Here is a 23,068-nt window from a genome sequence, read left to right on the forward strand (position 1 = left end):
TTACGAGCGGGTCAGTAGCCCAATTCGTCTGCCAGCACCGCCATTCGCCTGCACATCTCCTCCGGCAAGTCCCATTCCGGGTCGAATGTCACCGGACCGGGATCCGGGACGGGCCGGAGATCAGGGGCGCTGAAGAACTTGTGGTCGCCTCCGAACAGCCCTCCCGCAGGGCCGTTGTTGGCGAACAACCACGACTCGGGGTGCACCATGCGGTCGATGACCGCTTCGTCACTCTCCAGTTCGAGCCAGTCGAGGATTCGGCGCAGCCACACCCGGGGCTCGTTGACCAGATCCTCGCCGCGGACCCGCATCCACTGCCGCTGCGGCAGTTCGCCGAGCGTCCGCATGATCCGCCGGTGTGACAGGTACCAGGAGGAAGCGGCTCCGACCACGCGCACCTTCCGGTGCGTGAGGTATTGCTGGTTCTGGTTGTGCATAGAGCGCTGGGTCGTCACGGGGTGCCGCGTCAGGTGGAGGTAGCGGGCCTTCGGATAGCTGCGCAGGCACCGGTCGAGGGAGTCGTCCGTGGCCACCGTGTCGGGCGATTTCTCCACCCCGACCTGCGGGCTGACCAGGTCCAGCAGGTGATCCAGGATCCTGGGCATCGGCCAGTCGGGGCGTTCCCTCAGCCACTCCTCGGCTCGGGCGACCGCCTCCGCCGTCTGTTCCCCCTCGTGGAGTTGGGCGATGGCACGGCAGACCCCGCTCAAGCGGGTCCGGCGGTATTCCGGCGGGAACCGCTCCGCCTCCGTGCCGTCCTCGCCGACGAGGTCGCGCACCGTCTCGTTGGCGAAGACCAGCATCTCGGGAAAGCCGAAGATCCGCGGGTGCCCCGCCAGGAGGGCCAGGGTGATCGTGGAGAACGAACGGGGCGGGGAGAGGATGAAGAGGGGATCCGGGTGCCCTGCGACAACGGGTTCGGTGCCGTGGGGCGCTCCGCCCGCGGGAACTGTTGCGGTCATGTGGGGCTCCCATCGAGAGGGCCGGCGGAGACGGTCACCAGGTGGCGCATCCCCGGGTGCCGGCGTCGGACGGCCGAGGTCACGGGACGGTGGCTGCCGGTATGGATCCTGGCGCCCGGCCGCGGGCAGGAGACCGCGAGCCGAAGAGCGTGCGCGAGAGCTCCGGCCCCCGCCAGCAGTTCCGGGTAGGCCGCACCGGCTCGCGGGCCGCGCATCCTCCCGAAATCGGCGCAGACGAGGAAGAGCCACCCCACGTCCGGGTACGCGTCGGCGAGAACCCCTGTCCATGAGGACTCCGCCTCGAACAGCGTCACCGCGTCGACCGTGGCGAACGCGGCGCGCGGCACGCCCGGTCCGGCGTGGCCCGTCACCGCGACGATCCCGTACGGAGTCTGGTCCGGTACCGCCAGTCCGTGGGACCGGAACGCGGTCTCCAGCACTGCCGCCACTTCCCGTACGACGGCCGGGGGTTCGTCCGTCCGGTGCCGGCGCTCCGGCTCCTCGCGCGGGGCGGACCGCGCGCTACGGCACGCGTTTTCCACCGCGGCGACCGCGTCGGCCATCGACGGCGGCGTCATCCGTGCACCTCCCCTGTTCCCGGGCCGCCCAGCAGTCCGGCCACCGCGGCCACGCTCTCTCTCGTCGGGTCGAGTTCGAGGACCGCCGGCAGGCGGTCGCTCCAGCCGAGTTCGAAAGAGAGCGGGATCCGCAACTCCCGTGCCGCGGATGCCAGCCGCATCGCCGCGATTCCGGCATCCAGGTGCGCCAGACGCCGGGCACCGTCCCCGAACTCCGCGGCGAGCGGACCGGCATCCGCGACGAGCACGATCACCGCATCCAAGCAGGCGACATCCGGCCCGGAGGACAGCACGGCAGGTCTCCACGGCGGGGAGTCGGCTCGCACGGACAACAGCCGGTGGCCGGCTTCGTCGTACAGAAAGACCTGGCCGGGCAGGTCGAGGCAGGGCAGGTCCGTCAGGACGTAGGCGTTGACGGGGACCGGGCTGTTCTCGTCCGCCCTGTCCATCCCATCCGCCCTGTCCGTCCTGCCCGCCCCGTGGGCCCCGTCCGCTCCATCTGTCCCGTCCGGACCCCGGTCGGCGCCGTACGCGGCGGTCGTGCCTGCCGTGTGCGGCAGAAGCGCCGAGAGTGCCGTAACCGGATCGTCCGCGCCGGGATGCCCGTCGCGCCGGCGGGGCGACCGTGGGCCTGGCCGTTCCGGCAGCCGCCCGCCGGGCGAGGTGTGCAGCGTGACGCGGCGCCGGGACGCCTGTCGCATCAGCTGACGCCGGGGAGCGAGCAGACGCGGTGCGGGCAGCAGCCGACCGGGCGGGAGCGCCAGGCGCCATTCATACGCCTCGATGAGCCGTACGGCGCCGTCCACCGCCCCGTCCTGGGAATCCCCGCCACTGGAATCCCCGCAGATGTCGCACGAGGGGTGGGGCGCGAAAAGGTGATGCTCCGTACGACCGCCCGCGGTGGTGGTGCCCACCCGTGCGCCGAGGGTCGTCACCGGCGTCGTCCGCGCGAGGACGGCAAGCACTTCCATGGCCGCGGCCGAGGCCGACAGCGCCCGCGCGCCGCCCTCGACGCCCTCCACGCCCTCCACGCCCTCCACGCCCACGGCGCCCACGGCGCCCACGGCCCCACCGCCACGGCGGAAGCAGCCGACGCACGCCGACTCGCCCGGCCAGAACAGCGGTCCCACCTCGACCGCGCCGTCTCCGGTCGCGAACCGCAGGACGGGGACGCCGTTCGCCCAGGCCGTGGCCACCCAGTCCTCCAGGCAGCCCGGAGCACCGGGCCGGTCGGCGACCACGACAAGGTCACAGTCCTGGGGAACTTCGCGGCCGGCTCCCACGCTGCCCGGGGTGGACACCCTGCCGACCCCACCGGCGGTCAGGTCCTCCGCCAGCATCCGTGTCAGCGGCTCGTCGGCGACCAGCAGCACATGAGACCGGGAGAGCTCGTCCAGCACCGACGCACCGGACGCGTGCCCACCCGTGAGGGCGGCCGTGCGGGAGTAGTACGTGACGGTCTGCTCCGGCACGTTCTCCTCCGGGTGCTCGTCCTGCTCCTCCCGCACGGTGCTGCCCGACTCCAGTACGCCCCAGTCGTCCAGCAGCTCCAGCGCCTGGGTGAGGTCGGCGGGCTCGACGGCGAGCAGGGCGCACAGTTCGTCCGGGCCGTGCCGTCCGTCCAGCAGGGGCAGCAGCGCACGGAGGAATCCGGAGGCGGCCTCGCCGCTCAGCAGCATCCGGTGCGGGCCACCCTCCAGTACGAGCCCACCGGGAGCGTCGACGAGCACCAGCCCACGGCAGAGGGCGGGCCGTGCCCGGCCACCGACCCGCACGGCTCCCGAAGCCGGCGCACGCCCGCTCATCACCGCGCCTCCGAGGGATCACGACGCGGCGACCCTTCGGGCAGGGCCTGCGGCACCGGGTGAGCCGGCAGGACCGCCCTGAGGCGCTCCAGACCCGTGTCCGGGGCATCGCGGACACCGCAGCGCGTACACCCGTGACACGGCACGACGCGGTGTGCGTCGACACCCCACTCCCGGAGCCGAATGGTGCTCACCAGCCCCGTACCGGTGCCGGGTGCGCCGTCCACGTACGCCGCCGCGACGGAGCCGGCCGCCCTGGCGTGGTGGGGCAGGAATCCACCGGGGCCGCAGTGCGGATCGCGGTCGTAACGGTCCGTCAGGAGCGAGGTCGTCCGCGCCTGGAGGTCGTGCTGGCTGCGCCTGCGCCGGTAGCAGCCGAAACAGGGGGCGTACGGAGGGCGGACCAGAGGGCCGACCCGGACGACCGCGGTTTCCAGGACGACCGGGAGCCAGGTCCGTCCGGCGTCGTACGCCAGCGCGTCGATCTCCTCGCAGAGCGCGGGCTCGGGCCGCCAGGCGGCCAGGACGACGGGGCCGCTGAACTCACTGAAGCTGTGCCGGAGTTCGGATGCGGAGAGCACCTCGACGCCGGGACGGGTCTCGGCGAGCAGTCGGCCGACCCGCTCGCCGAAGGCTCCGGTGGCGATCACAGGAAAGGCTGGGGCCACGGGTTCAACTCCTCCTCCGGTCGGCTGGGACAGCCCATGGCAACGGGCGCCGAGTACAGGCGCGGATGGGCCCGGTACTGCCCGTACCGGTGAAAGGTCAGGGGTTGCAGCCCCGGTACGACCACGCACACGGCCGTCAGCCCCGCCGCCGCCAGCTCGCGCGTGGTCCGGTCGACGGCCACGGCCTGCATGCCCCGCTCCGAGAGGGCGCCGACCACCTGCGCCAGGGCCTGACCCGCATGCCGGGGCAGGCTCGTACCGTCCTCGGCCCGGCGGGTGCGGCTCTGCTCCAGCAGGAAGTCGAAGGCGTGCCGCTGCTCCGGCCTGCCCATGAACTGCGCTCCGGCCATGACCAGGGCGTACGCGTCGGGATCGGCGCGGTGGAACACGGCACGCGCGGGAATGGCTTCGAGCAGGGCCTTCTGCGCCGCCTCGGTGAGGTCGCGGCCGACGGAGCAACCGACCGAGCGGCGGCAGGAGTCGTCGTACTCGGCGACCTGCACGCAGTAGACGGTAGGCACTCCGATGTCCGTCGTCGCGTCATAGAAATGCGTCGTGACGAAGTGCCGTTCGCCGTGGGCGAGCAGTGCCGAGAGCTCCGCCGTGGGACACGTGAACTCGATGCGCGGCAGCGGCAGCATCTGCTGCCAGACGAGCGCCGCGGAGTCCCGCTCGCACACCTCGCACAGACCGCGCAGCAGGGCCTCGGCCGGGTCGGAGTGCACCGCGTAGCCCGTGGAGATGCGGTTCCAGAAGCGCTCCGCGGGGGCGAGGCGGCGCATGCCGTGACGCGCCATCACGGACGGCACCCACACCGCCTCTCCCGAGGCCATGTCGAGCCCCCGCTGCCATCGGATGGGCTCATCGGCCCGGAAGGGGACGACCGGGCAGTGACCGCTCGCGTATTCGGTCTCCGAGCAACGGGGCACGGCTGTCATGTCCAGCACCGGTCCGTCCAGTTCCGCGACGGTCGCCCATCGTTCCTCGCTGCCGGGAAAGTCGGCGCCCGCGTAGCGTTCGGCGGCCTCGGCGATGGCGATCAGCTCCGCGTCCCCCGGACCGGCCGGGCTGCGGCCCGAGCCGCGGAACTCCTCGGGCCGTTCGACGCCCGGCGCACCGTTCACCCTGGCCGAGGCAAGGGACAGCCCTGTCAGGCCCCGGACAGGTGTGCCGGGCACCACCTCGGAGACGACGCCGTACGGAGAGACGAGTGCACGCACGCCTGCCGCCAACTCCGGTGAAAATCCGACCATGCTCCTGCCTCTCCTCCCTCCTGCGGTGGCGTCCGGTCCGTCCGGTCCGGTCCGTCCGTCAGCTCCGCGCGGGCCGCGGGTCCGTACGGGCGAAGTCCAGTTCCGGTGAGTCCTCGTGGCGGAACGGGGCGGCGGGGTCGATCCCCGCCTCCCGCAACGCGTCCGCGACGGCCTCGTTGCGAGAGCCCCGGTGGGTCCCGGTGGCATGGTCGACGAGCCCCTGGGCCACGGCCGTTGCCCGGTGCTGGCCGAAGCTGAGTCCGGACGGGCCACGCGACCGCCGGGCGAAGGGATGCCACGCCATCGACACTCCCGGCGCGAGCCGCCGCGCGAACACGGAAGCCTCGTCTCCCAGGCCCGGCAGCCCGTCGAGTGCGTCGACGATGTCCAGGGCGGCGTCCCAGCCGTCCGGGCCCAGGAAGAGCACCAGCGCGTCACGACGCGGCAGCAGGAGCGGGGAGGAGGCCACCTTGGCGCGGTAGGTGACGCCCTTGTCCTCCAGGCAGCGCAGCGCCGCAGCCCAGACACCCGGCACCGCGTCGATGCTCCGCACATGCGCGTACACCCGAAGGATCGGCTTGCGCACGGAGCGCCCACGGCTGCCGTCGGCAAGGAAGAAGCCGGGTGAGAGAGCGGGACGTGCGGCCGGCATCGACAGGTAGACCACCTCGCCGTCCCCCGGGGCGTCGGCGATCCTGCGGTCCTGAGACACCCATACCCGTGTGCCGTCGACGGAGGCCAGCAGCTCATCGCCCCTGCGTCCGTCCACCCGAGCGCTGGTGACCGTCTCCTGGTGGGGCATGACCCGGGTGAGTTCGGCTTCCAGGGCGGCGTCCCGGACAACGTCCTTGGACTTGTAGGTGTCCGGCCCGCGCCCCGAATGCAGGAAATCGTAAAGACTCCATCGGAGCAGGACCGAAAGATGCCGCGGGCTGTTTGCCTCCAGTTTGTGGCCGTCGACCTGCGCGGCCATTCCATCGGACCGCAACTCGACCTTTTCCAAGGCGTTTTCGAGTTCCGGCAGCAACAGGTCAGCTGTGTGTGACATCGACCTCACCCAATCTCCAGGAGCCCGGCGATCTCACCGGGCTTGAGCAGCGCTCTGCGCCCGATGCCATTGGCCACGTACTGGGTCATGCTGAGCACCATCATCTTGGCCACGACGCTGAACATCCGGTCGTAGAGGTGCCATCCGGCGAATGCGGCGGCCCGGCGCGGCACATCGGGATCGACCGCCGGGCGCACCGACCGATAGCCGGACCAGAACTCCCCCACCATGGGCTGTATCGCCCGCAACTCGACCGTGGTCCGGTCGATGACCTCCTCGCGGCTGACGCCGAGCACCGTCCCGGAATCGCCCACGGGCCCGGTGTGCAGTCCGCGGGCCGCCCGGTCGGCCGCCAGGTAGAGCCACTCCCCGACGAACATGCCCACGTCGTGGGCCGGGTCACCGAGTCGGAACTCCTCCCAGTCGATGATGTGGGTCCGTCCGTCGGCGACGAGGACCTGGTCGAGCCGGAAGTCGCCGTGCGTGGGCACCTTCGGCGACGTGTCCTCGTCGCGGCGCATCGCGCGCAGCGCCTCCTTGACCTCCTCGTCCTGCTGCACCAGGCGCCATCCCTGGAGCACAGCCGAACTGGCGGACTGGTACTGCGTGAGCGTCAGCCCTTCCAGGGACTCCAGGGGCGGATATCGCGAGGGGGAGGTGTCGAGGGAGGCGTTCTCCGCGCGGGCGGGCAGTTCGTGCAGGGCACCCGTCATCTCGCCCAGGCGGCGGGCCAGTCGGGTGTCGAACCGGCCCTCACGCGCCAGCAGGTCCCCCGGCTCGGCATCCTCGACGAGCTCGAAGACGAGCAGGTTGCGGTCGTCGTCGGCGCCCAGAAGGGCGGCCCCGGACAACTCGGGCGTCCGCAGCGCCTCGAACGACCTGGCCCTCCCGACGCCCGGAGCCGGGCAGCCGAGGGACTCGTTCAGCTGCTTGACGAACACTCCACGCCCGCTGGTGGTGAAGCCCGAGCACTTCCGGTGCCGGCCGGGATGCGTGACCACCCGGTCCGGCGACAGCCTGCCCAGGCCCAACCGTTCGAGGAATGGGTTGACTATGGCGAGATCTGGAATTCTCGCACCGTTCGGCGGAAGCATGTGTTGAGTCTTGCCGCCGCCCGCACGAAACACATACGCGCCCCGCACGTACATTCCGCGTCAGCGACGGATACGAACGGCATACGCGCCTCGCACGTCATGAGCGAAAGCAATTGACGCACCATCCATAACCTCACTAACTTCGCCATCCATCGACTGACTTCTGTACGGACGCGTTCCGTACGGACGGCCGACGCAACACATACGGAAATACGGACCGGATGAATGCGGAGAGGTGCGGAGGAAAGCGATGACCGAGGCGGTCGACACCACGGCGGCGTGGGAAGCGCCGGTGAGCGCGGATGCGATATGGCAGTCGGCGACAAAGGTCTGCCGCATCACGGACTTTCTGCCCGCCCCGACGGCCGAAGGGCTGCTGCAACGCGCCGTATCGGCCGAACGGGACGACCTGCTCCCCGCGCGCGTGCGCGGGAACCACCTGGACACGCGCACGCGGAGTTCCCTCGCTCACCGCGGCTTCTCCGCTCCGGAACTGCTCACCGCCATCGATGCCGTCGTCGGCCAGGTCGAGAAGGTCCTCGGCGTCTCCTGCGCCGGAACGCGGCCGGCCTTCACGCTGAACGTGCACAACGACGGTGACTTCTACCGCGCCCACCAGGACGTCAGCCCCCATGACGTGGCGAGCGGCCTGGCGGCCGCCAAGCGTGTGGTGACCTTCGTGTACTACCTCCACCGCACCCCGGCCCCGTTCACCGGCGGGGCCCTGCGCATGTACGACTCCGCCCTGCCGCTGAACGTCCACCACGACGGTCTGCGCCGCGAGGACTGCACGTACCGGGACTACGCCCCGGACCACAACAGTGTCGTCTTCTTCCTCCCCTCCGCCCTGCACGAGGTCATGCCTGTCAGCTGCCCCGGCGGGGACCATGCGAACAGCCGGTTCGCCATCAATGGCTGGCTGTGCCGGACCGACGCGTCCTGACGCCGTGAACCGGGCCGTCCCGAAAGCGAGATCCCCACGGATCGCTCAACACCTGATGGAGGACCCATGGAACGGTTCGCGCTGGACGCCATCGAGCGGCTGACAACCCGGACGCACCAGGCGTACGACACGATCGCCGTCGACCCGTTGACTCCGTTGCTCGGAGCCGAGATATCAGGCCTCGACCTGTCCAAGGAACTGACGCCCGAGCAGGAGAAGGAGGTCAAGGACGCCTTCCTCACCCATCACGTGCTGGTCTTCCGCGACCAGGACCTCAGCCCCGACGACCACAAGCGGTTCGCCGGAGTCTTCGGCCCCCTCCACCCTGTGGCGCTCCCTGCCGAGGGCTCGGACCCGTACATCCTGGAGATCAGTTCGAGCAGGAAATCGCGTTGGGTCGCCGGAGACAGCTGGCACCACGACGGCACCGCCGACGCCGAGCCGTCGCTCGGTTCCATGCTGTACGTCACCCGTGTTCCGGAAACCGGCAGCGGCGGCGACACGCTGTTCGCCAATATGCATCTCGCCTACGACTTGCTGTCGCCGGCGATGCAGACGTTCCTGGAGGAACTGACCGCCCTCCACAACGGTGCACTGCCCTGGCTGCGGAAGGGCCGTAATCCACCGCCCGGGTACGACGTTCCGCGCAGCGAACACCCGATCGTGGTCCGTCACCCGGACACCGGGCGCAAGCTGCTCTTCGTCAACAACCCCTACATGTCGAAGATCACCCAGCTCTCCCAGGCCGAGAGCACGGCTGTCCTCGACATGCTGTACTCCCACGTCGCCCGGACGCCCCTGTTGCAGTGCCGGGTCCGCTGGCAGCCGAACACACTGGTGTTCTGGGACAACCGCTGCGTCCAGCACCACGCCGTCTGGGACTACTTCCCCCACGGGCGCTACGGCCAACGCGTGTCCATCACCGGCACCCGGCCCCGGGCATGACCTCGCCCCCTCCCCGACGGGGGAGGGGGCCTCCCGGTGCCGTCGAGGGCTCCAGCAGACCGCAAGGGCCGCACGCGCCCCCGGTACGGATCCGGTTCACCCGTCCCCGTCGTGCTTGCGCAGCACCGCCGTGTACGACAGCAGGGGCGCGTCGGACGGAGCGCCCGGGTAGCGGAAGTCCTGTACATCGCACAGGCGCCAGCCCGCGGCCCCCGCGATGCGCTCCAGCTCCTCCGGCCCGCAGAACAGGTAGGGGAACCAGTCGGTTGCCGTGGTGCCGTAGCGCAGACGCATCACCAGCTCGCCCGGCAGCCCGCCACGCGCGAGATTGCGCTCGGCATAGGCATCGTTGTCCGCGGTGCCGCCCACCGGACGCCTGCCCTCCGCGATGATCAGCGCATCGGCGGAGGTGATCGCGTGCACCTGCCGGAGAATGTCCGTGCCGCGAGAGACGGAACCGAGCAGTCCGACGTTGTTGCCCAGGAACAGCACGGTCCGGAACGGCTCCCTCCCCCGCATCCGGTGCTCCAGCTCCGTCACGTCGCCGCGGACGGTCTCCTGCACTCCGGCGTCCCGGCAGATGCCCAGCGCCAGCGCCGACGTGTCCAGCGCCGTCACATGCATCGACCTGCGGGCCAGAAAGGCGCCGTGCCTGCCGCTGCCGGCGCCGACGTCGAGCACGGGCCCCCGGGCCCTCGCCAACGCGTCCCGGACCGCCGACGGCCACTCCTGTTCTCCGTTGAGCCACTGGGCCGAGCCGGACGGCACGATCAGTCCGTCCGAACGCTCGACGAACGCGGTGACGGGCCGCTGCAGACGCACCGCGTCCGAGAGTTGCAGCCCGAACGCGTCACCGATCCGCGGACCCGGAGAACCATTCGCCTCCACGAGCTCTCCTCTGCAAAGGCACACCACAACCGATCAACGCTCGCCACTATGGCAGGGCGCGGATACGGGCCCCATACGCGTCGCGCACGGGGGCGGGACGGCGGGCACCGCTCGCGGCCGATGTTGCTCCATTTGAGGCGTCATTGCAGGCGATCGTGGGAGGACCGGAGGCGAGTCATCGTGCAAGCCGGACCATTCGGCCGCGGGTGGCGCGGCGCTGGCGTGCGGGTGGGGCGGCGGTGGCACGGGGACCTGGGAGGGGTGGCGGCGGAAGTTGTCCGCCACCTCACGGGAGATGCGCCATGTACGACCGTCGCCAAGCCCACCGCCCCGCCGCCCGTCCGCAGAGCGCCCTTCGTTCGCCGCTCGGGGAGTTGGAGCAGGCGTTCCTCTCCCTCGCCCACGGGGCGGAGCCGCTGATGTTCCCCGCGCATCTGGTGTGCGACGAACCCGACCGTGCGGCATGGCCGCCGTGCGGGCCATCGCCGAATCGCTGCTGATGACGGTGGCCCCGACCACGTACCGGGCCCTGCCGTGCTGACCGGGACGCCCACCATGTGATCACCTGCCGGGCGCCGTAACTGCCCGCATCAAACTTCCTCTTGGACGAACCATGAAACACATGATGACCGCCGCAGCGGCGTTCCTCTTTCTGGCCTGCGCGGCCGTTCCCGCGAACGCGGACGCGACCGTCACCGAAGGCAAAGTGGGGCTGAGCGTCAAGGGCAAGGGCCTGTCGGTGAAGCGGGCAGGCGGCTGGATGGATGGCCACGGCACCGGTGTCCGGGGCCGCCTGTACACGGTCTACAGGGGCGAGCGGACCGACATCACCAGGTGGAAGGACGCGACTCCGGTCACTGCCGGGAGGACGAAGCTCTCTTCCGTGGACTGGAATCTGAAAGGCCGAAGCTTCCGGGACGGCACGTGGCTGTGCATCCAGGTCAACAGAGCGGATGGCACCCCCTGCGCCAAGATCCACCGCTGACGTTACTCAGCGATCCGCCGGTGACTACCGGCCGCTTGGTCGCGATGCCGCTGGGGTCTCTCGCCGGTTCGTTCTGGCTGCCGGGGCGATGTCCGGATGGAGAGCCAGGCGCCGGATCAGGGCCGTGTCCAGTATCTCGGCATCGCTCCAGCATCTGCTCCAGCGCGTGCAGCCGTAGCGCAGGTCTCTTCTCTCCAGGCGTTGGCACCGCTGGCCACCGAAAAACCAGCAAGAGACTTAAATCTGGGATTTCCGGCGCATCACACTACCGTTTCGGATCAATAAACCCCCACGATACACCGTCTCTCACAGTGACCGTCCCGAAACCGAGAGATCGCAACTGTGCCCCCGAACAGGCCGGGGGCACAGCAGGAGGGTGGAGCTGTCTGTTCTTATACCGATTGGTCAAGCAGTAGCCATGGCACACATTCTGGCCGTGCACCTGTCCGAGTTCGGCAGAATTCTTCGAGAGCTGCGCGGACTTGCGCTACTGGGATAGCTGCTTCACGTGGGTAGTAACTGGGGTCACCGGGATCTGCGATCAATTCGGGGTCAAAAGAGGGTGGATTGGGATTTCCCGAAGTCCAGACGAATCGAGAGATGTCGTTCTCAGGTGCTCCATCGGGAACCTTGCTGGTCCACCATTTCAGTGCACCATGCCCGTTCTTGGTGTTGACCGAGACATACAGAAAATTACTCGGCCACCTCTCGTCAGTCTCTTCTGGGTATTTTCCCTTGACAATACTGATCACGGCTCTCTCAGGTACAATCTCGAAGCCGTCAGGAGTTGTTCCCTCTTGAATGAGATTGGTCATGATGTGATCAATGAGGACATCGACTTCCTGCTCAGATCGGGCGTAGATTTCGCCCGCATGCGTCCCACCAAGGACAATCATCCCGCCGTCACCTCTTCGCTAGGCCCTTCAGCTTTACCGGCCCCGCCATTCCGGGATAGTGTACATACAGCGTCTGGTCCTCGTAGAGGATGGCAGGTACTGCCTGCTTGCAGCCCATGGAGTTGGGAGCCGTCACCCTTGGGCACACGTAGTTCGTGTTGATGACGATGTGTAGCTCTTTCACCTCCCCCATCTTATTGCGCATCTCCCATGCGAGCTTTACTTCGGCGTGATGTGAGACGCTCGCATACCCCGGGAATTCCGGAAAGTTGGTAGAGCTTTTGAGGAAGGAATTGATCTCCTCGGAGAGTTCACTACGTCCGCTCACCAGCATCGAATCCCAGACTTGCGTACCGTCAGACTCGAAAACGTAGCCGGAAGTCGGGTCTCCATTCTGACGTTTCGGGAGTTTGTCCCAAGCACTCTTCACCCATGCGGGACAGGCTTCGTCGGTGTTGTGGACGAGGACGTCGGTACTGCCGGTCGAGACGTAGTAGGTGTGGAGGTCGTCGACGGTGAGGTCGTAGGCGTCCTGAAGGCCAGCCCAGTTACGGATGTGGGCGATAGCGGCCGTGCTGTTCTGCGGGGTGCGCAGGGTGTCGCCGGCCTTGAGGTCGCTTGCGTTCTTCCACGTTTGGTCGTTCTCGGACCAGTAGGGATGGTGGCTGGTGGAGGTGAGGGTGGAGCCGTCGGCGAGGGTGACGTCGGTGAAGTTCCGGTCGTCGGGGGTGTGGATGGTGCGGGTGACTCGTCGGGGGCCGGATTCGCCGGTGGTGGGGTCGGTGGCTGTGACGAGGTCGCCGGTTTCGATCTGCTCGATGGGACGCCGGGTGCCGTCGGCCATGAGGACCTTGGTGCCGGCCGGGAAGCTGTTTGCTGCTCCGGTCAGGCAGGCGACGGTGCGGCGGACGGATCGCCCACCCTTGATGGCGTCAAGGCCATTGTCGATCTTGGCAACGAGTTTGAGCTTGCCCCAGGGGGTGACGCCGACGACGGCCATCGCGCAGTCCGCGGCCGTGGGGTTGTCGATGCAGGCCTCGATGTCGGCGAGACCCGACATCTCCCAGATGATCGTCTTGTACGTGCGGGGGTCCTTCGCGACCTCCCACACTCTGTCGATTGCGCCGCCGTCGCAGATGACCGTGTTGATCGGGAAGTACGAGGTGTCGAACGGGAGGAGGTCCATGCAGCGCGTCTTGGGCGCACTTTGCTGCTGAGCCTTGCGTTCTTCCTCCGCCTGCTTGCGGGCCTCTTCCATCTCTTGCTCGGCGAGGTCGCGCGTTGCCTGCCAGGCTTGCTTGGCCTCCGCCTCTGCTTCGGCGGCACTCTTGCCAGCGGCGAGGGCCGACGCGCGGGCCCGGTCGGCGGAGTCGTTGGCCTTCTGTGCGGAGTTGCGGGCGTAGGTAGCGGAGAATTCGGCCTGGGCAGCGGAGTTCTCGGCGGCGGTGGCGTCCTGCGCGGCCTGCTCGGCTGCGCTCCGTGCCGTGGCTGCTGATGCTGCCGCGTCGGCGGCACTCTGAGTGGCGGCATCGGCTGACGCCTTGGCGTCGGCCGCGTATTGCTCGGCCTGCTTGGCCGAGTTCTCCGCCTCTGCGGCGGCGGCGTCCGCCTCTTCGGCAGCGTTTATCGCCCTCTTGGCGGCTTCCGCGGCAAGCCAGGCGTCCTTTTGTGCCTTTGCGGCGATCAGCGAGCCTTCGGCGAGGAGCCGCTGGACTTGGCGGATGTGGGTGGTGGCGAGGTCGTCCTTGCGCTGGGCATGGTACTGGCCGGTGATGACGAACTCGTGGATCAGCTCCGGGGGTCCGGCGAGAGCGATTTTCGCCGCTGCCTGGACTTCGGGGCCACCGGTCTCGGCGAGGCCGGCCGTGATGACCCTTTCATCGGACAGTTGCTCGCTGTACTGGCCGATGTGCAGGAACGTCGCGAGGGTCTTGCCGTTTCCGTCGGCGAGTGCTGTCTTGGCGGCCTCGCTGACGCCGGGGCCGCCGGTTTCGGCGAGGCGGGCGACGTCGACCTTCATGTCGTCGCGTCCGGCCTCGTACTGGCCGGAGGAGTGGAAGGCCTCGATTTGCTCCGGGGTCCCGTTGGTCAGGACTTCGGTGGCCGCGGTGCGGATGGAAGCGTAGGGGCTCTGGGAGCTCAGGTCGACGACGCGCTGGCGTACGTCGTTGTGGTTGGCCTCTTTCCAGCGGGTGCGCAGGTAGTCCAGAACGTCCTGGTCGGTGCCGGAGAGCGCGCGAGCGGCGGCTTCCTGGTGCCACGGGCCAAGCAACTTCATCGCCTGCATGGCGAGTTCGCGGCCCTTGGCGGCGGTGGCCTGGATGTCGACGTCGGGCCGTCCGGCTTCCTGAGCCAGCACGGTCGCGGTGTCGTTCAGGGACAGGGCCTCGACCTGCGTGGACGCGGAGGCCGAGATCGCTGCTTCGGAGGTGGTCTTCATCGAACGGGCGCGCTCGATGGCCGCGTCCGTGCGGGTCTGCAGGTCGGCCGTTTCGGTCTCCCGGGCCAGGTCGAAGGTCTCCCTGGCTTTGTCCACTGCGGCCGTCGCGCTGTCGGCTGCTGCTTTGGCGCCGTCGGCGTTCTTCTGGGCCACAGCAGCGTAGGTTGCGGCGTTTCCGGCTTGTTTGGCGGCTTCGTCGGCGTAGTCGGCGGCCTTGTTCGCATGTGCTGCCGCCGAGTTGGCGGCATCGCGGGCCCCGGAGGCGGCAGTGGCCGCACGGCGGGCCAGGTCGGCAGAGCGGTCGGCGGCGGCGTCGGCGGCATCGGCGTGCCGTCGCGCTTCGGCAGCTGCCAGGCGGGCCTCGTTGGAATGCAGGCCGGCCGCGTCCGCGTGAGCGTTGGCCGCTTCGGCTGCGTCAGCTGCCGCCCGCGCGTTGCCGGAGGCACCCTTGGCTGCCTCTGAGGCGACTGCCGCAGCGGCGGAGGCAAGGCCTGCGTTCCCGGCTGCGACCGCCGACGTCTCGGCGGCGTCCGCTGCGGCACGTGCCTGGCTGGCAGCCTGCCTTGCGGCGTCGGCGTCGGCCTCGTTGCCGGCGGCGGCAATGGCTGCCTTGTAGGCCTTGTTCGCTGCTTCAGAGGCCGCGGCGGCCGCCGCGGCGGTCTGCGCGGCGGCCAGTGCGGCCCTTCGTGCGGCACGGTTGGCGGCGTTGGCCGACCCGATGGCTTCCTGTGCGGCCTCGGCCGCACCTCGCGCGGCGTCTGCGGCTTGCTTGGCCTTGACCGCGGCCTTCTTGGAGTCGTCCTTGGCGGCCGCGGTCTCCTCGGCCGCCTTCTGCGCGGCCTCCTTGGCCAGCTGTGAAGCCTCGACTGCCTTCTTCGACGACTCTTCCGCCGTCTTGCGAGCGTCCTCGGCCTGCTTGCCGGCCTGCTCGGCCTGTTCGATCAGCTGGGCGATGGTGGAATGTTCCTGGTCGCGGTCACGGGCGATGAACTGCCCGACCTCCAGGAACTCGACCATGTCCTCCGGCGTGCCCTGAAGGGCGACCTTGGCTGCCGCACTCACATTCGGGCCGCCCGTGGTGGTCAGTCGGGCGACCTCGACGCGGTTGTCGTCCTCGCGCTCCTCGTACTGGCCCGTATTGAGGAAGAGCTCACGCTCGTCGAAGGTACCCTGCAGGGCGGCCTTGCCCGCCGCCTGCACACCCGGGCCGCCCAGGGTGATCAGACGGGCGATCTCGACCTTGCGGTCCTCGTCCAGCGGCTCTTCGTAGCCGTACAGGAGGAAGGTTTCCAGCTCGGCCGGCGACTTCAGCATCGCCTCCTTGGCGGCCAGCCGCATGCCTGGACCGCCGGTCATCACCAGTCGCGCGGTCTCGACGCGGTTGTCGTCGAGCTGGATGGACTCCGCCTCGTCGAGGAACTTGCGGATTGCCTCGTCACCGCCGAGCAGAGCCTGCTCGGCGGCTACCTTCAGACCGGCTCCGCCGGTCTCCCAGTAACCGACGATGTCGGCCCGCACATTCGCTGGCAACGGTGCCGGCTCCACCGCCACTGCGGCCGGTGTTCCCAGCAGACCCGACAGCAGGCCTGCGCACAGCAGCATCCGCAGCGCCCGCCGAGGGCCTGAATACCGTCTCGATACTCCCGAACCAACAGTCCGGGAGGGTATACGCCGTCTCACTCGGCGACTCCCTCTTACTCCTGGGGCGCGGGCCCCTGTGGTGGTGTCGGCTAACGGGCGGCGTAGCCGAAGTCGGTGCCCGCGGCGGGGAGTCCGCCGGTGCCGGGCTGGTAGGTGGTGACTGCCCCGTTAGTGCCGCCGGGGACGACATTGCCAAGGGGCAGGGCGTGCAGCGCACCGTAGGCAGTGGGGCCATACGGCATGCCGGCGTAGAGGCGGGTGCCGGTGAAGTGGATGCTCTGGCCCAGGCGCTGGTCGGCCTTGGGGGTGCCGGGGATGCCGTCGCCGTCTCCGGCTTCGATCCACAGATCGTTGTCACCGGCCGCGCCCAGCATCGAGAAGGTGTGGATCGCACCGGCCTTGGCCTCCGTGCCGATGGCCTCGCCCGGGGTTCCGACGGCCAGGAGCAGAGTGGCGGCGGTGGCCACGTCGCGCGGCGCGGTGTTGATCGCGGTCAGGCTCTCGCCCATCCGGTCGCCGGCCTCCGAGGTGCCCACGACGGTGTCGTCGGCTTCGCCCTGGCGCAGTTCGCGCAGGTAGGTCCAGGTTGTGTCGGCGTTGATCCGTACCAGGATGGCACGGCCCGCCTCTACCCGGTCGGTGCCGCCGGCGGTGGTGGTCTCGCCGGGCGAACCGATCGCCAGCATCGAGGTGTCGGTGCCGGCCGCGGCGGAGGGGCGGTAGGCGGTCATGGCCAGGGCGGCGCCGAACTCGTCGCCCTCCTCGGCTGCACCGGTCACCGCACTGTTGTCCTGGTCCAGGCCGCCGATGGTGGTGGGCCGGCCGTCCGCGTCCAGAGTGTGGCTGAACAGGGCCACCGTGCCGGAGTCGGCCGCGGTGCCGATGGCCTCGCCGGGCGCGCCGATGGCGAAGAAGTTCTCGTCACCGGCGACGGAGGCGCCGAACCTGTCGCCCGCCTCGACCACTCCGGGCACATTGGTGGGCAGGTCCTGGTGGAGGGTGCGGCTGGTGTCGCCGTAGACGTAGAAGGCCATACCGCCCTCGGCCTCGGTGCCGACGGACTCGCCCGGTACACCGATGAGGATCCACGGGCGACCCGCGGCCGTGGTGCCGGCTGCGAGGGCCTGGCCCATGCGGTCACCGGCCTCGGAGGCAGAGGCGAGAATGGCGCCGGTGCCTGTGCCCTGCTCCAGGTGCGTGCTCTTCACCGCAGCGCTACCCAGCCCGCTGGGGCCGCCGAAGAGTACGTCGACCATGCCCGCGTTCGCGGCGCCGGCCAGTTCCTCACCTGGGGTGGCGACCACCAGGTCGGTGTAGCCGTCCTGGTCGTAGTCGACGGTGGCCAGCGCCTCACCAAAGCCGTCGTTCGCCTCGGCCCCGCCAGGCACCCAGTCCAGGTCCTGGTCGATCTGGGCGATGCCCTTGCCTCCGCCGTACACGACCCGGACCAGGCCGGCACCGGCATCTCCGCCCACACTCGCCTTCGGATCGGCGACGGCGATGTCCTCGACGCCGTCACCGTTGAAGTCGGTGATCCGGGTCTGCTTGGTCTTCGACGTCACCCAGGCGGCGAGGTCGTCCGCCCGCACGCTCACCGCGTCGGTGCTGGTCTGGGCTTCGTCGCTACCAAAGCAGCCACCCTGGGAAGAACGGCTGCTGATGCCGACCAACTCCGCGCCAGAGGGGGTGGAACGCAGCAGCGGCCCGCCGGTGTCCCCGGCACAGACGGCCGCGCCGTTCTGGCCCGTGACCGGCAAGTCGTTGCCGGCGGGCGCGGCGGCAGTGAAGGAGCCGGCGTGCAGCTTGAGTGGCGCCCACTCGGCCTTGGTGCGGCCATAGCCGGTGGCGGTCAGGTTCTCCCCGGTCGTCGGCGCGGTGGTGGCCAACGGAACGGCGGGGACGTTCAGAACGGGTGCGGCCAGGCGGGCCAGCACCATGTCGCGGTCCTCGCGCGGCACCAGTTCAACCACCTTCCGGACCTGCCCCGTGGTCGTGGCCAGGTCCGTGCGGCCGATCGTGGCGGTGGTCTTCAGCGTCGGCGCTCCCGCGGCCACGGACAGGCTCGTGTTCGGGTCCTCGGCAAAGCAACTGGCAGCGGTCAGCAGCCACTCGGCGTCTACCAGTGCGGCCGAGCAGGCACGCTGACCGTCGCCAATGTCCAGGCGCGCGGTGAAGCTGTGGGCATTGTTGGTTTCTGCAGTACCGCTTACTGCGTGAGCAGGAGAGGCCACCAGGAACGGGGCGACCAGCAGGCCGACGGCCACGACAGCCGTGCGGCCAAGGCCGCGCCTTCGGGGGGTATACATCAGAGAAAGTCCTAGCGTGGGAAAACTGCCCCTGCACAACAGCGCCGACGAGCTGCGCAGATGTGCAGGGAGAGGGGAGAGGGCTACTTACTGGTGCGGATCTCGACGAGCATGTGCTCGTGGCATTCAGGGTCGGCAGCATCCCCGAGGGGTGCCGTCTGCACGGCTGACCCCGTAGCAGAGCAGTTGCCGGGGAGCGGGACATCGGCAGTGCTACGCGGACTGCGGATGGTTTGCTCGATCACGTTGATGCTCTCGACTGTGAGGTTCTTGGCTGCTGGGGGGTTGCGAGTGCTGTCGGCTACTTAGTGGGGCACCAGCATCACTGGCAGCGAGTTGCTGGGATGCGGGCTGAGCAGGACGGGCTTCAGGGCATCTCGTTCCCTGCATGTCGGTCTGGTAGTGCGTGGCTGAGCGGCAGTTGGACTGCGGAAGGATGGCCGCCGTGCGCGACGTGTCTGTGCGTGCTGATGGGCCCCGAGAGCGGGCGCGTTAACGACGGTGCCCTGACTTTCGTTCCACATCACACATGGCGCCCGCCAAGATCAGCCAGCGACCCGAAGTTCGATGAGCGTGGTGGGTTCGCCGGTCTCGCCCGCCTCGCCGTATCCGGTGAAGTCGTTGGCAGGTGCGTTGATGACGGTGGTAGTGCCGTCATCTTCCCTGATCGTGGTTTTCACCGGGTCGGCGGAGGTCCAGATGCCGTAAGCCTGAGGAATTTCAAGGACGAGGAAGGCGGGCTTTGCTGTGACGTCGAAGCAGAAGTCCTTCTGCCCCGCACGACTCATGATCGAGATGTCCTCACTGCCGTTGCAGGCTGTCATCACCATATGACCGTCGCCGCGCTTGAGGATGGCTCCCGTCTCAGCCTCGATCTTTGCCGCACCCGGGTAGTTGAAGTCCTCGACCGCGTATGGCATGTCGCTTCCGGCTGCGGCTGTGGCAACGCTGCCCTGCACGGCCTCGGTTACGGCGAACACCGTCGCGGTGGCTGCAAACACGGCTGCGAGACCGACCAGGAGCTTTTTGTACACATGGAATATAGTCATCGTGTGCCTTTCGGTAAATAGGCGACGAAGGATTTGTTGCCCCATCGGTTCGCAGGAAAGTGAACCACGCGCAAGATCCAGTCCGTGAGCCGTCTTGAGTGATTCATGTCACCGAGAATTTGCGCCATCGCGTACAACCATTCACCCTGACGCCGCGGATCCTGGCTCACCGATGGACTTAAAGCCTCAAGTAATCAATATTGTTCGCAAAGGGGGTCAACCACCATCCATGGCGCTTTTATCGCGAACATGTCGATCTTGGGCTGCGGTTGCCGGTAGCCTACTCACCTGCAAGGGGAGGGTGGTGCGTCCCGCCGGCCTGTAACCGGGTGCGGCTCGTAGGCGTGCACGATCAAGCGGCTCCAGCCAGGCTGGAATATTGCCGCTCTTCGCCTGTTTCATATGGAAAGTGCTCCACTTCTGCGCGTCTCCTTCGCGTGAATGCAGTGCGCTTTATTTGCTGGATTTAAACCAAAACAGAGGGGACCGTCGAAGTGAAACGACGCAGACCCTCCCGGGCTCTGGTTCGGGAGCATTGAAGAGGTTCTCGGTTCGCCGGTGACTGCTGCGGATGCTGCTATCCGCAGGCATGCTGGCAGGTCTTCTATTGATCCGAAACGGTAGGTATTCCGGGTCGTTGATCCCTGCGTGAGTGAACTGGTGGGGGATGCGCGACAGTGAAGCTTCCCCCTGTGACCTGCGAAACGTCGAAGGCGTCGATCATGTCGTGGCGCTCGGCGCGACCGGCATTCGGGCCCTCAACGATCCCGTGCAGGATGGCAAGCACCTGGACGAGCGTGTCGCCCCTCTGCCGCAGTGGAAGCATCGCCCCAGCCTCAGCCGCAAGCCACGTCGGCCTTCCGGATGGGTCCTGCGGAAGGTGAAGGCTGGCCTTTCGGCGTACACAAATGGAGTCAGCAGCGCCCCGTCAAATCCGTGACTGGGTCGCAGTTCTCAGCTGCAGGATGACAAGCAGCTTGGTGCCCGGTACCAACTTCCGGTTGACGGAGGTCGATTGGACGAACACGGTGTACGACGGGTTGTCGCCCGGCTTCACCGTGACCTCTCACTCCGGCAGACCGAGGAGCTGGTGGGCCGCTGGGCCCGAGAACACCCTGCCGGTCATCCGGCCGGTGGCCGAATCCTTCTCCGCCACGGCGAGCTGCTTGTTGCCCTGGGTCTTCTCACGCTTGGAAAGCTCGTAGAAGGCGCAGCCGGTCTTGTACGGATGCCCGGCGCGGGTGACGAAGTCTCGGATCTGTGTCTGCTGATCGACCGGGATCAGGATGTACTTGCCGGCGTCCAGGGCATCGAGATTGGCCTTCACCTCGGCAGTGTTCAATTCTGGCCCATGGCGGACAGGTTCCTGGTACCGCGCACGCCCTGTTCGCGGCACCGCAGGAAGCTCGTGGCAGCCGTCTTGACGGTGCCGATGGCCTCCTCTGCTGGAGTCCGCATCCCAGATCGCGCTGGCGGGTCCTCGGCAAGGTCCGCACCGACCCGAAGTGGGCGACCGCACTGGTGAGGGCCCTGCTGGTCCTGACGAACCGCGAAGTCTCCCGCTGACCGACGATCTTCACCGAAGTCATCCGCCCGCGACCGGCCCGAGCATCGAGAACCCCGCGCACACCAGACCCGTGACCTGCAATTCACGATGCACACTGCTCAGTGGCCGTCAGAGGTCGCCGAGACCGGGCTGGTCGGCCAGCGGGCGGGGCCCCGGTCCCGGTGCCTTCGGTGGGGTGGTCATGGCGGGCAGATCTCGCGCAACGTGCCGAGCGCGCGGGCGAGGCTGCGGCCTTGGTCGGGGCCGTCGGCGAAGCCTCGGCAGATCGCCGGGGTGTCAGTTCCCAGGGTCTTGTGGCACACCACGTGGGCCTCGGCCCGCCTGGCTCGGGTGACCATCTCGGTGACCCGGCCGGGCTGCAGGTCCATCGGGTTGCCCGCGTGGAAGATGCAGGTGTCGCAGCGGTGGGCGCACAGCCGTACGGCGCCGGTGGCTGGGTCGGCGACGTCGGCGCACAGTCCATCGTCCTCCGGTTCGACGCCTACGTCGCCGTAGGTGAGGCCCTGCTGGGGCGGTTCGCCGTGGCCTTGCATCGTGCGCTGGTTCATTGGCGGCCTCCGCAGCCAGCGTGCGCGCAACCGCCGCAGAACCCGCCGTCGTTGCACGAGCACGGGCAACGGCCCGGTGTGCGGTGCGGGGCGGTCGGCTGGCGGTCCGGGGCGGGGACGCGTGCGGTGGAGGGCGGCGGGGTGCCGTCGGGGTCTGAGGTGGTGCGCCGTGCGGCTGCTGCGAGCAGGCCGGTGCGTGCCGACCGGGGCAGTTGATCGAGTGCCTGAAGGCAGTAGCCCAGGTTAGTGTCGCCTGGCCTGACGGGGGTACGGGTGCAGGCCAGCAGGTGTCCGGCGGCCTCCGCCACCGCCCAGGTGAGGGTGGGTGGGTCCAGGTGTCCACGGTCCTCGCCCCTCAGGTGGTCCGCCGCACTGTCCAATAGCGTGGCGAGGGAGGGGGCTTCATCGTCTTCAGCGGCGCAGGACGACCGTCTGGATCACCAGCTGTCCACCCCCGACCGGCGGCTTCCCTCGTTCCCATGTTCTGGGTCCCCCGCCGGGGGCTCGAACCTACGCAGCACCGGTCACCCGGCACCCTGCCCCACGAGGCACAACGCCCCCGCCAGCCGACCCCCCATTGCACATCCATTGCACAAACTCGCGGGAACTGCCGGGAACACCCCAGGTCAGCCGGGCACACCCACCACGACGCCAAACGGTCCTGACCCCGGAAAACACCAGGTCAGGACCGTAAAAGCAGACGAGTCGGGCTGTACGCCGGGTACAGTGCGAGCAGCCTTCGCCCGCGACTCCCGCCGCAGACTCGAATCCAGGTCAAGCCCTCAATGTCACCCGAACAGAACAACTGACTGCCATGCCATTCCTTGTCCGGCGTCAACCGCAAAGAGATCGAGTTGATGCGGTACCGCTGATCCGTCGGCGTACCGCAACTCCCCCCTCGAAAAAGTGTCCGAGGTGGGAGCCGCACCTCGCACAACGAACCTCTGTCCGCACCATCCCATGGGAACGGTCTTCCAGAAGTTCCACTGCATCTGAGTTGCGTGCCGTGACTCGTCACCCCCCGGAAGCCACAGGAGTTCACCTCCGCCACGCTCACACCGGGACGACGTGAACGATCGCACCGGCCTCTTCTTCCGCCCGCGCGATCAGCGCGTCCACCCCCGCGAACTGCTCCTCTATGGCATCGCTGTCGACCACCTGCCGCGTCGCCGCGTGCACCAGGTACGCCGAGACGTCCATACCTGCCCGCTCCGCATTCTGCCTGATGCGCTCGGCCTGTGCCTTCTCCCGACTGATGCTGATCCGTACCTGCGCCAGATCGGTAGCGTATGCCGCCACGCGTATTACAAAGCTTCAGGTGACGGCCGAACCGACCCGAAGCGGACTTCCCGGAGGCCGGCCCCTCGGGCGGCTCAACGGCAGGCCGTTCAGCGGGTCTGCGTGATGCTCTGTCTCCGCTCGCCGACATGATCCGGCGTTGCTGGAGCCCGG

At 68.6% G+C, this 23,068-nt stretch carries 19 protein-coding genes and 1 pseudogene; 4 read left to right on the forward strand and 16 right to left on the reverse strand.

What is annotated here, in order from left to right; all coding sequences use genetic code 11:
* Nucleotides 1-11 precede the first annotated feature (11 nt).
* Genes IE262_RS34120 through lxmK form a run of 7 tightly spaced genes read right to left on the reverse strand, consistent with a single transcriptional unit; the run spans nt 12 to nt 7,408 of the window.
* Nucleotides 12-962 (reverse strand): sulfotransferase family protein, encoded by a 951-nt coding sequence (locus IE262_RS34120; RefSeq protein WP_166681508.1) that lies wholly within the window; start codon nt 960-962, stop codon nt 12-14.
* Nucleotides 959-1,540 carry a hypothetical protein gene (locus IE262_RS34125; protein WP_189879182.1) on the reverse strand — a complete coding sequence of 194 codons (582 nt, stop codon included), beginning with the start codon at nt 1,538-1,540 and terminating at the stop codon, nt 959-961. The genes IE262_RS34120 and IE262_RS34125 overlap by 4 nt, the downstream gene beginning before the upstream one ends.
* On the reverse strand, nt 1,537-3,345 hold the full coding sequence (locus IE262_RS34130) for a hypothetical protein (protein ID WP_189879184.1): 1,809 nt from the start codon (nt 3,343-3,345) through the stop codon (nt 1,537-1,539). Before IE262_RS34130 ends, IE262_RS34125 begins: the two co-directional genes overlap by 4 nt.
* Nucleotides 3,345-4,013, reverse strand: coding sequence for a TOMM precursor leader peptide-binding protein (locus IE262_RS34135; protein ID WP_166681511.1), 669 nt, complete (start codon nt 4,011-4,013; stop codon nt 3,345-3,347). The genes IE262_RS34130 and IE262_RS34135 overlap by 1 nt, the downstream gene beginning before the upstream one ends.
* The gene (locus IE262_RS34140; RefSeq protein WP_189879186.1) at nt 3,992-5,266 is read right to left on the reverse strand and encodes a YcaO-like family protein; all 1,275 of its coding nucleotides are present in this window, start codon (nt 5,264-5,266) and stop codon (nt 3,992-3,994) included. Before IE262_RS34140 ends, IE262_RS34135 begins: the two co-directional genes overlap by 22 nt.
* Before the next feature lie 58 nt (nt 5,267-5,324).
* Nucleotides 5,325-6,314, reverse strand: a complete 990-nt coding sequence (locus IE262_RS34145) for a T3SS effector HopA1 family protein (RefSeq protein ID WP_189879188.1) — start codon at nt 6,312-6,314, stop codon at nt 5,325-5,327.
* A gap of 5 nt (nt 6,315-6,319) precedes the next feature.
* Complete coding sequence (gene lxmK, locus IE262_RS34150; RefSeq protein WP_189879189.1) at nt 6,320-7,408, reverse strand: class V lanthionine synthetase subunit LxmK; 1,089 nt, start codon at nt 7,406-7,408, stop codon at nt 6,320-6,322.
* A gap of 250 nt (nt 7,409-7,658) precedes the next feature.
* On the opposite strand from lxmK, the gene IE262_RS34155 reads away from it, so the two are divergent.
* Together IE262_RS34155 and IE262_RS34160 are read left to right on the forward strand one after the other, a co-directional pair.
* Entirely contained in the window at nt 7,659-8,351 is a 693-nt protein-coding gene (locus IE262_RS34155) for a 2OG-Fe(II) oxygenase (protein WP_189879191.1), read from the forward strand.
* 66 nt (nt 8,352-8,417) lie between these two features.
* Nucleotides 8,418-9,296 (forward strand): TauD/TfdA dioxygenase family protein, encoded by an 879-nt coding sequence (locus tag IE262_RS34160; protein ID WP_189879193.1) that lies wholly within the window; start codon nt 8,418-8,420, stop codon nt 9,294-9,296.
* A gap of 96 nt (nt 9,297-9,392) precedes the next feature.
* Here IE262_RS34160 and IE262_RS34165 read toward each other — a convergent pair whose 3' ends face one another.
* The gene (locus IE262_RS34165; protein ID WP_189879195.1) at nt 9,393-10,184 is read right to left on the reverse strand and encodes a class I SAM-dependent methyltransferase; all 792 of its coding nucleotides are present in this window, start codon (nt 10,182-10,184) and stop codon (nt 9,393-9,395) included.
* Between the two features lie 302 nt (nt 10,185-10,486).
* On the opposite strand from IE262_RS34165, the gene IE262_RS34170 reads away from it, so the two are divergent.
* Nucleotides 10,487-10,684 (forward strand): hypothetical protein, encoded by a 198-nt coding sequence (locus IE262_RS34170; protein WP_189879197.1) that lies wholly within the window; start codon nt 10,487-10,489, stop codon nt 10,682-10,684.
* Nucleotides 10,685-10,809: 125 nt separating this feature from the next.
* Complete coding sequence (locus tag IE262_RS34175) at nt 10,810-11,169, forward strand: hypothetical protein (protein WP_189879199.1); 360 nt, start codon at nt 10,810-10,812, stop codon at nt 11,167-11,169.
* A 392-nt stretch (nt 11,170-11,561) separates the two neighbouring features.
* On the opposite strand, the gene IE262_RS34180 is transcribed toward IE262_RS34175, so the two are convergent.
* From IE262_RS34180 to IE262_RS34215, 8 genes and pseudogenes are all read right to left on the reverse strand, one after another.
* Complete coding sequence (locus tag IE262_RS34180; protein WP_189879201.1) at nt 11,562-12,065, reverse strand: Imm1 family immunity protein; 504 nt, start codon at nt 12,063-12,065, stop codon at nt 11,562-11,564.
* A 7-nt stretch (nt 12,066-12,072) separates the two neighbouring features.
* Nucleotides 12,073-16,107 carry a DddA-like double-stranded DNA deaminase toxin gene (locus IE262_RS34185; protein WP_229877763.1) on the reverse strand — a complete coding sequence of 1,345 codons (4,035 nt, stop codon included), beginning with the start codon at nt 16,105-16,107 and terminating at the stop codon, nt 12,073-12,075.
* 128 nt (nt 16,108-16,235) lie between these two features.
* Nucleotides 16,236-18,452 (reverse strand): trypsin-like serine protease, encoded by a 2,217-nt coding sequence (locus IE262_RS34190; RefSeq protein WP_189879203.1) that lies wholly within the window; start codon nt 18,450-18,452, stop codon nt 16,236-16,238.
* A gap of 545 nt (nt 18,453-18,997) precedes the next feature.
* Nucleotides 18,998-19,486 (reverse strand): hypothetical protein, encoded by a 489-nt coding sequence (locus tag IE262_RS34195; RefSeq protein WP_229877765.1) that lies wholly within the window; start codon nt 19,484-19,486, stop codon nt 18,998-19,000.
* A 1,081-nt stretch (nt 19,487-20,567) separates the two neighbouring features.
* Nucleotides 20,568-20,828 carry a hypothetical protein gene (locus IE262_RS39900; RefSeq protein WP_229877767.1) on the reverse strand — a complete coding sequence of 87 codons (261 nt, stop codon included), beginning with the start codon at nt 20,826-20,828 and terminating at the stop codon, nt 20,568-20,570.
* A gap of 419 nt (nt 20,829-21,247) precedes the next feature.
* Nucleotides 21,248-21,616 (reverse strand): hypothetical protein, encoded by a 369-nt coding sequence (locus IE262_RS34205; RefSeq protein ID WP_189879207.1) that lies wholly within the window; start codon nt 21,614-21,616, stop codon nt 21,248-21,250.
* A gap of 823 nt (nt 21,617-22,439) precedes the next feature.
* Nucleotides 22,440-22,618 (reverse strand): annotated as a pseudogene (locus IE262_RS39905) (peptide-methionine (R)-S-oxide reductase); the annotation flags it as partial.
* 51 nt (nt 22,619-22,669) lie between these two features.
* Nucleotides 22,670-22,915, reverse strand: coding sequence for a plasmid mobilization protein (locus IE262_RS34215; RefSeq protein WP_229877768.1), 246 nt, complete (start codon nt 22,913-22,915; stop codon nt 22,670-22,672).
* Between the last annotated feature and the right edge of the window lie 153 nt (nt 22,916-23,068).

This window comes from Streptomyces bluensis, assembly GCF_014650715.1.
In the GTDB taxonomy this organism is placed as follows: domain Bacteria; phylum Actinomycetota; class Actinomycetes; order Streptomycetales; family Streptomycetaceae; genus Streptomyces; species Streptomyces bluensis.

Coding starts and splice junctions, on each gene's coding strand:
- IE262_RS34120 (WP_166681508.1), bottom strand. CDS start 962: ATGACCGCAACAGTTCCCGCGGGCGGAGCGCCCCACGGCACCGAACCC.
- lxmK (WP_189879189.1), bottom strand. CDS start 7,408: ATGCTTCCGCCGAACGGTGCGAGAATTCCAGATCTCGCCATAGTCAAC.
- IE262_RS34160 (WP_189879193.1), top strand. CDS start 8,418: ATGGAACGGTTCGCGCTGGACGCCATCGAGCGGCTGACAACCCGGACG.
- IE262_RS34185 (WP_229877763.1), bottom strand. CDS start 16,107: ATGCTGCTGTGCGCAGGCCTGCTGTCGGGTCTGCTGGGAACACCGGCC.
- IE262_RS34190 (WP_189879203.1), bottom strand. CDS start 18,452: ATGTATACCCCCCGAAGGCGCGGCCTTGGCCGCACGGCTGTCGTGGCC.
- IE262_RS34205 (WP_189879207.1), bottom strand. CDS start 21,616: ATGAACCAGCGCACGATGCAAGGCCACGGCGAACCGCCCCAGCAGGGC.
- IE262_RS34170 (WP_189879197.1), top strand. CDS start 10,487: ATGTACGACCGTCGCCAAGCCCACCGCCCCGCCGCCCGTCCGCAGAGC.
- IE262_RS34145 (WP_189879188.1), bottom strand. CDS start 6,314: ATGTCACACACAGCTGACCTGTTGCTGCCGGAACTCGAAAACGCCTTG.
- IE262_RS34140 (WP_189879186.1), bottom strand. CDS start 5,266: ATGGTCGGATTTTCACCGGAGTTGGCGGCAGGCGTGCGTGCACTCGTC.
- IE262_RS34155 (WP_189879191.1), top strand. CDS start 7,659: ATGACCGAGGCGGTCGACACCACGGCGGCGTGGGAAGCGCCGGTGAGC.
- IE262_RS34180 (WP_189879201.1), bottom strand. CDS start 12,065: ATGATTGTCCTTGGTGGGACGCATGCGGGCGAAATCTACGCCCGATCT.
- IE262_RS34130 (WP_189879184.1), bottom strand. CDS start 3,345: ATGAGCGGGCGTGCGCCGGCTTCGGGAGCCGTGCGGGTCGGTGGCCGG.
- IE262_RS34175 (WP_189879199.1), top strand. CDS start 10,810: ATGACCGCCGCAGCGGCGTTCCTCTTTCTGGCCTGCGCGGCCGTTCCC.
- IE262_RS34125 (WP_189879182.1), bottom strand. CDS start 1,540: ATGACGCCGCCGTCGATGGCCGACGCGGTCGCCGCGGTGGAAAACGCG.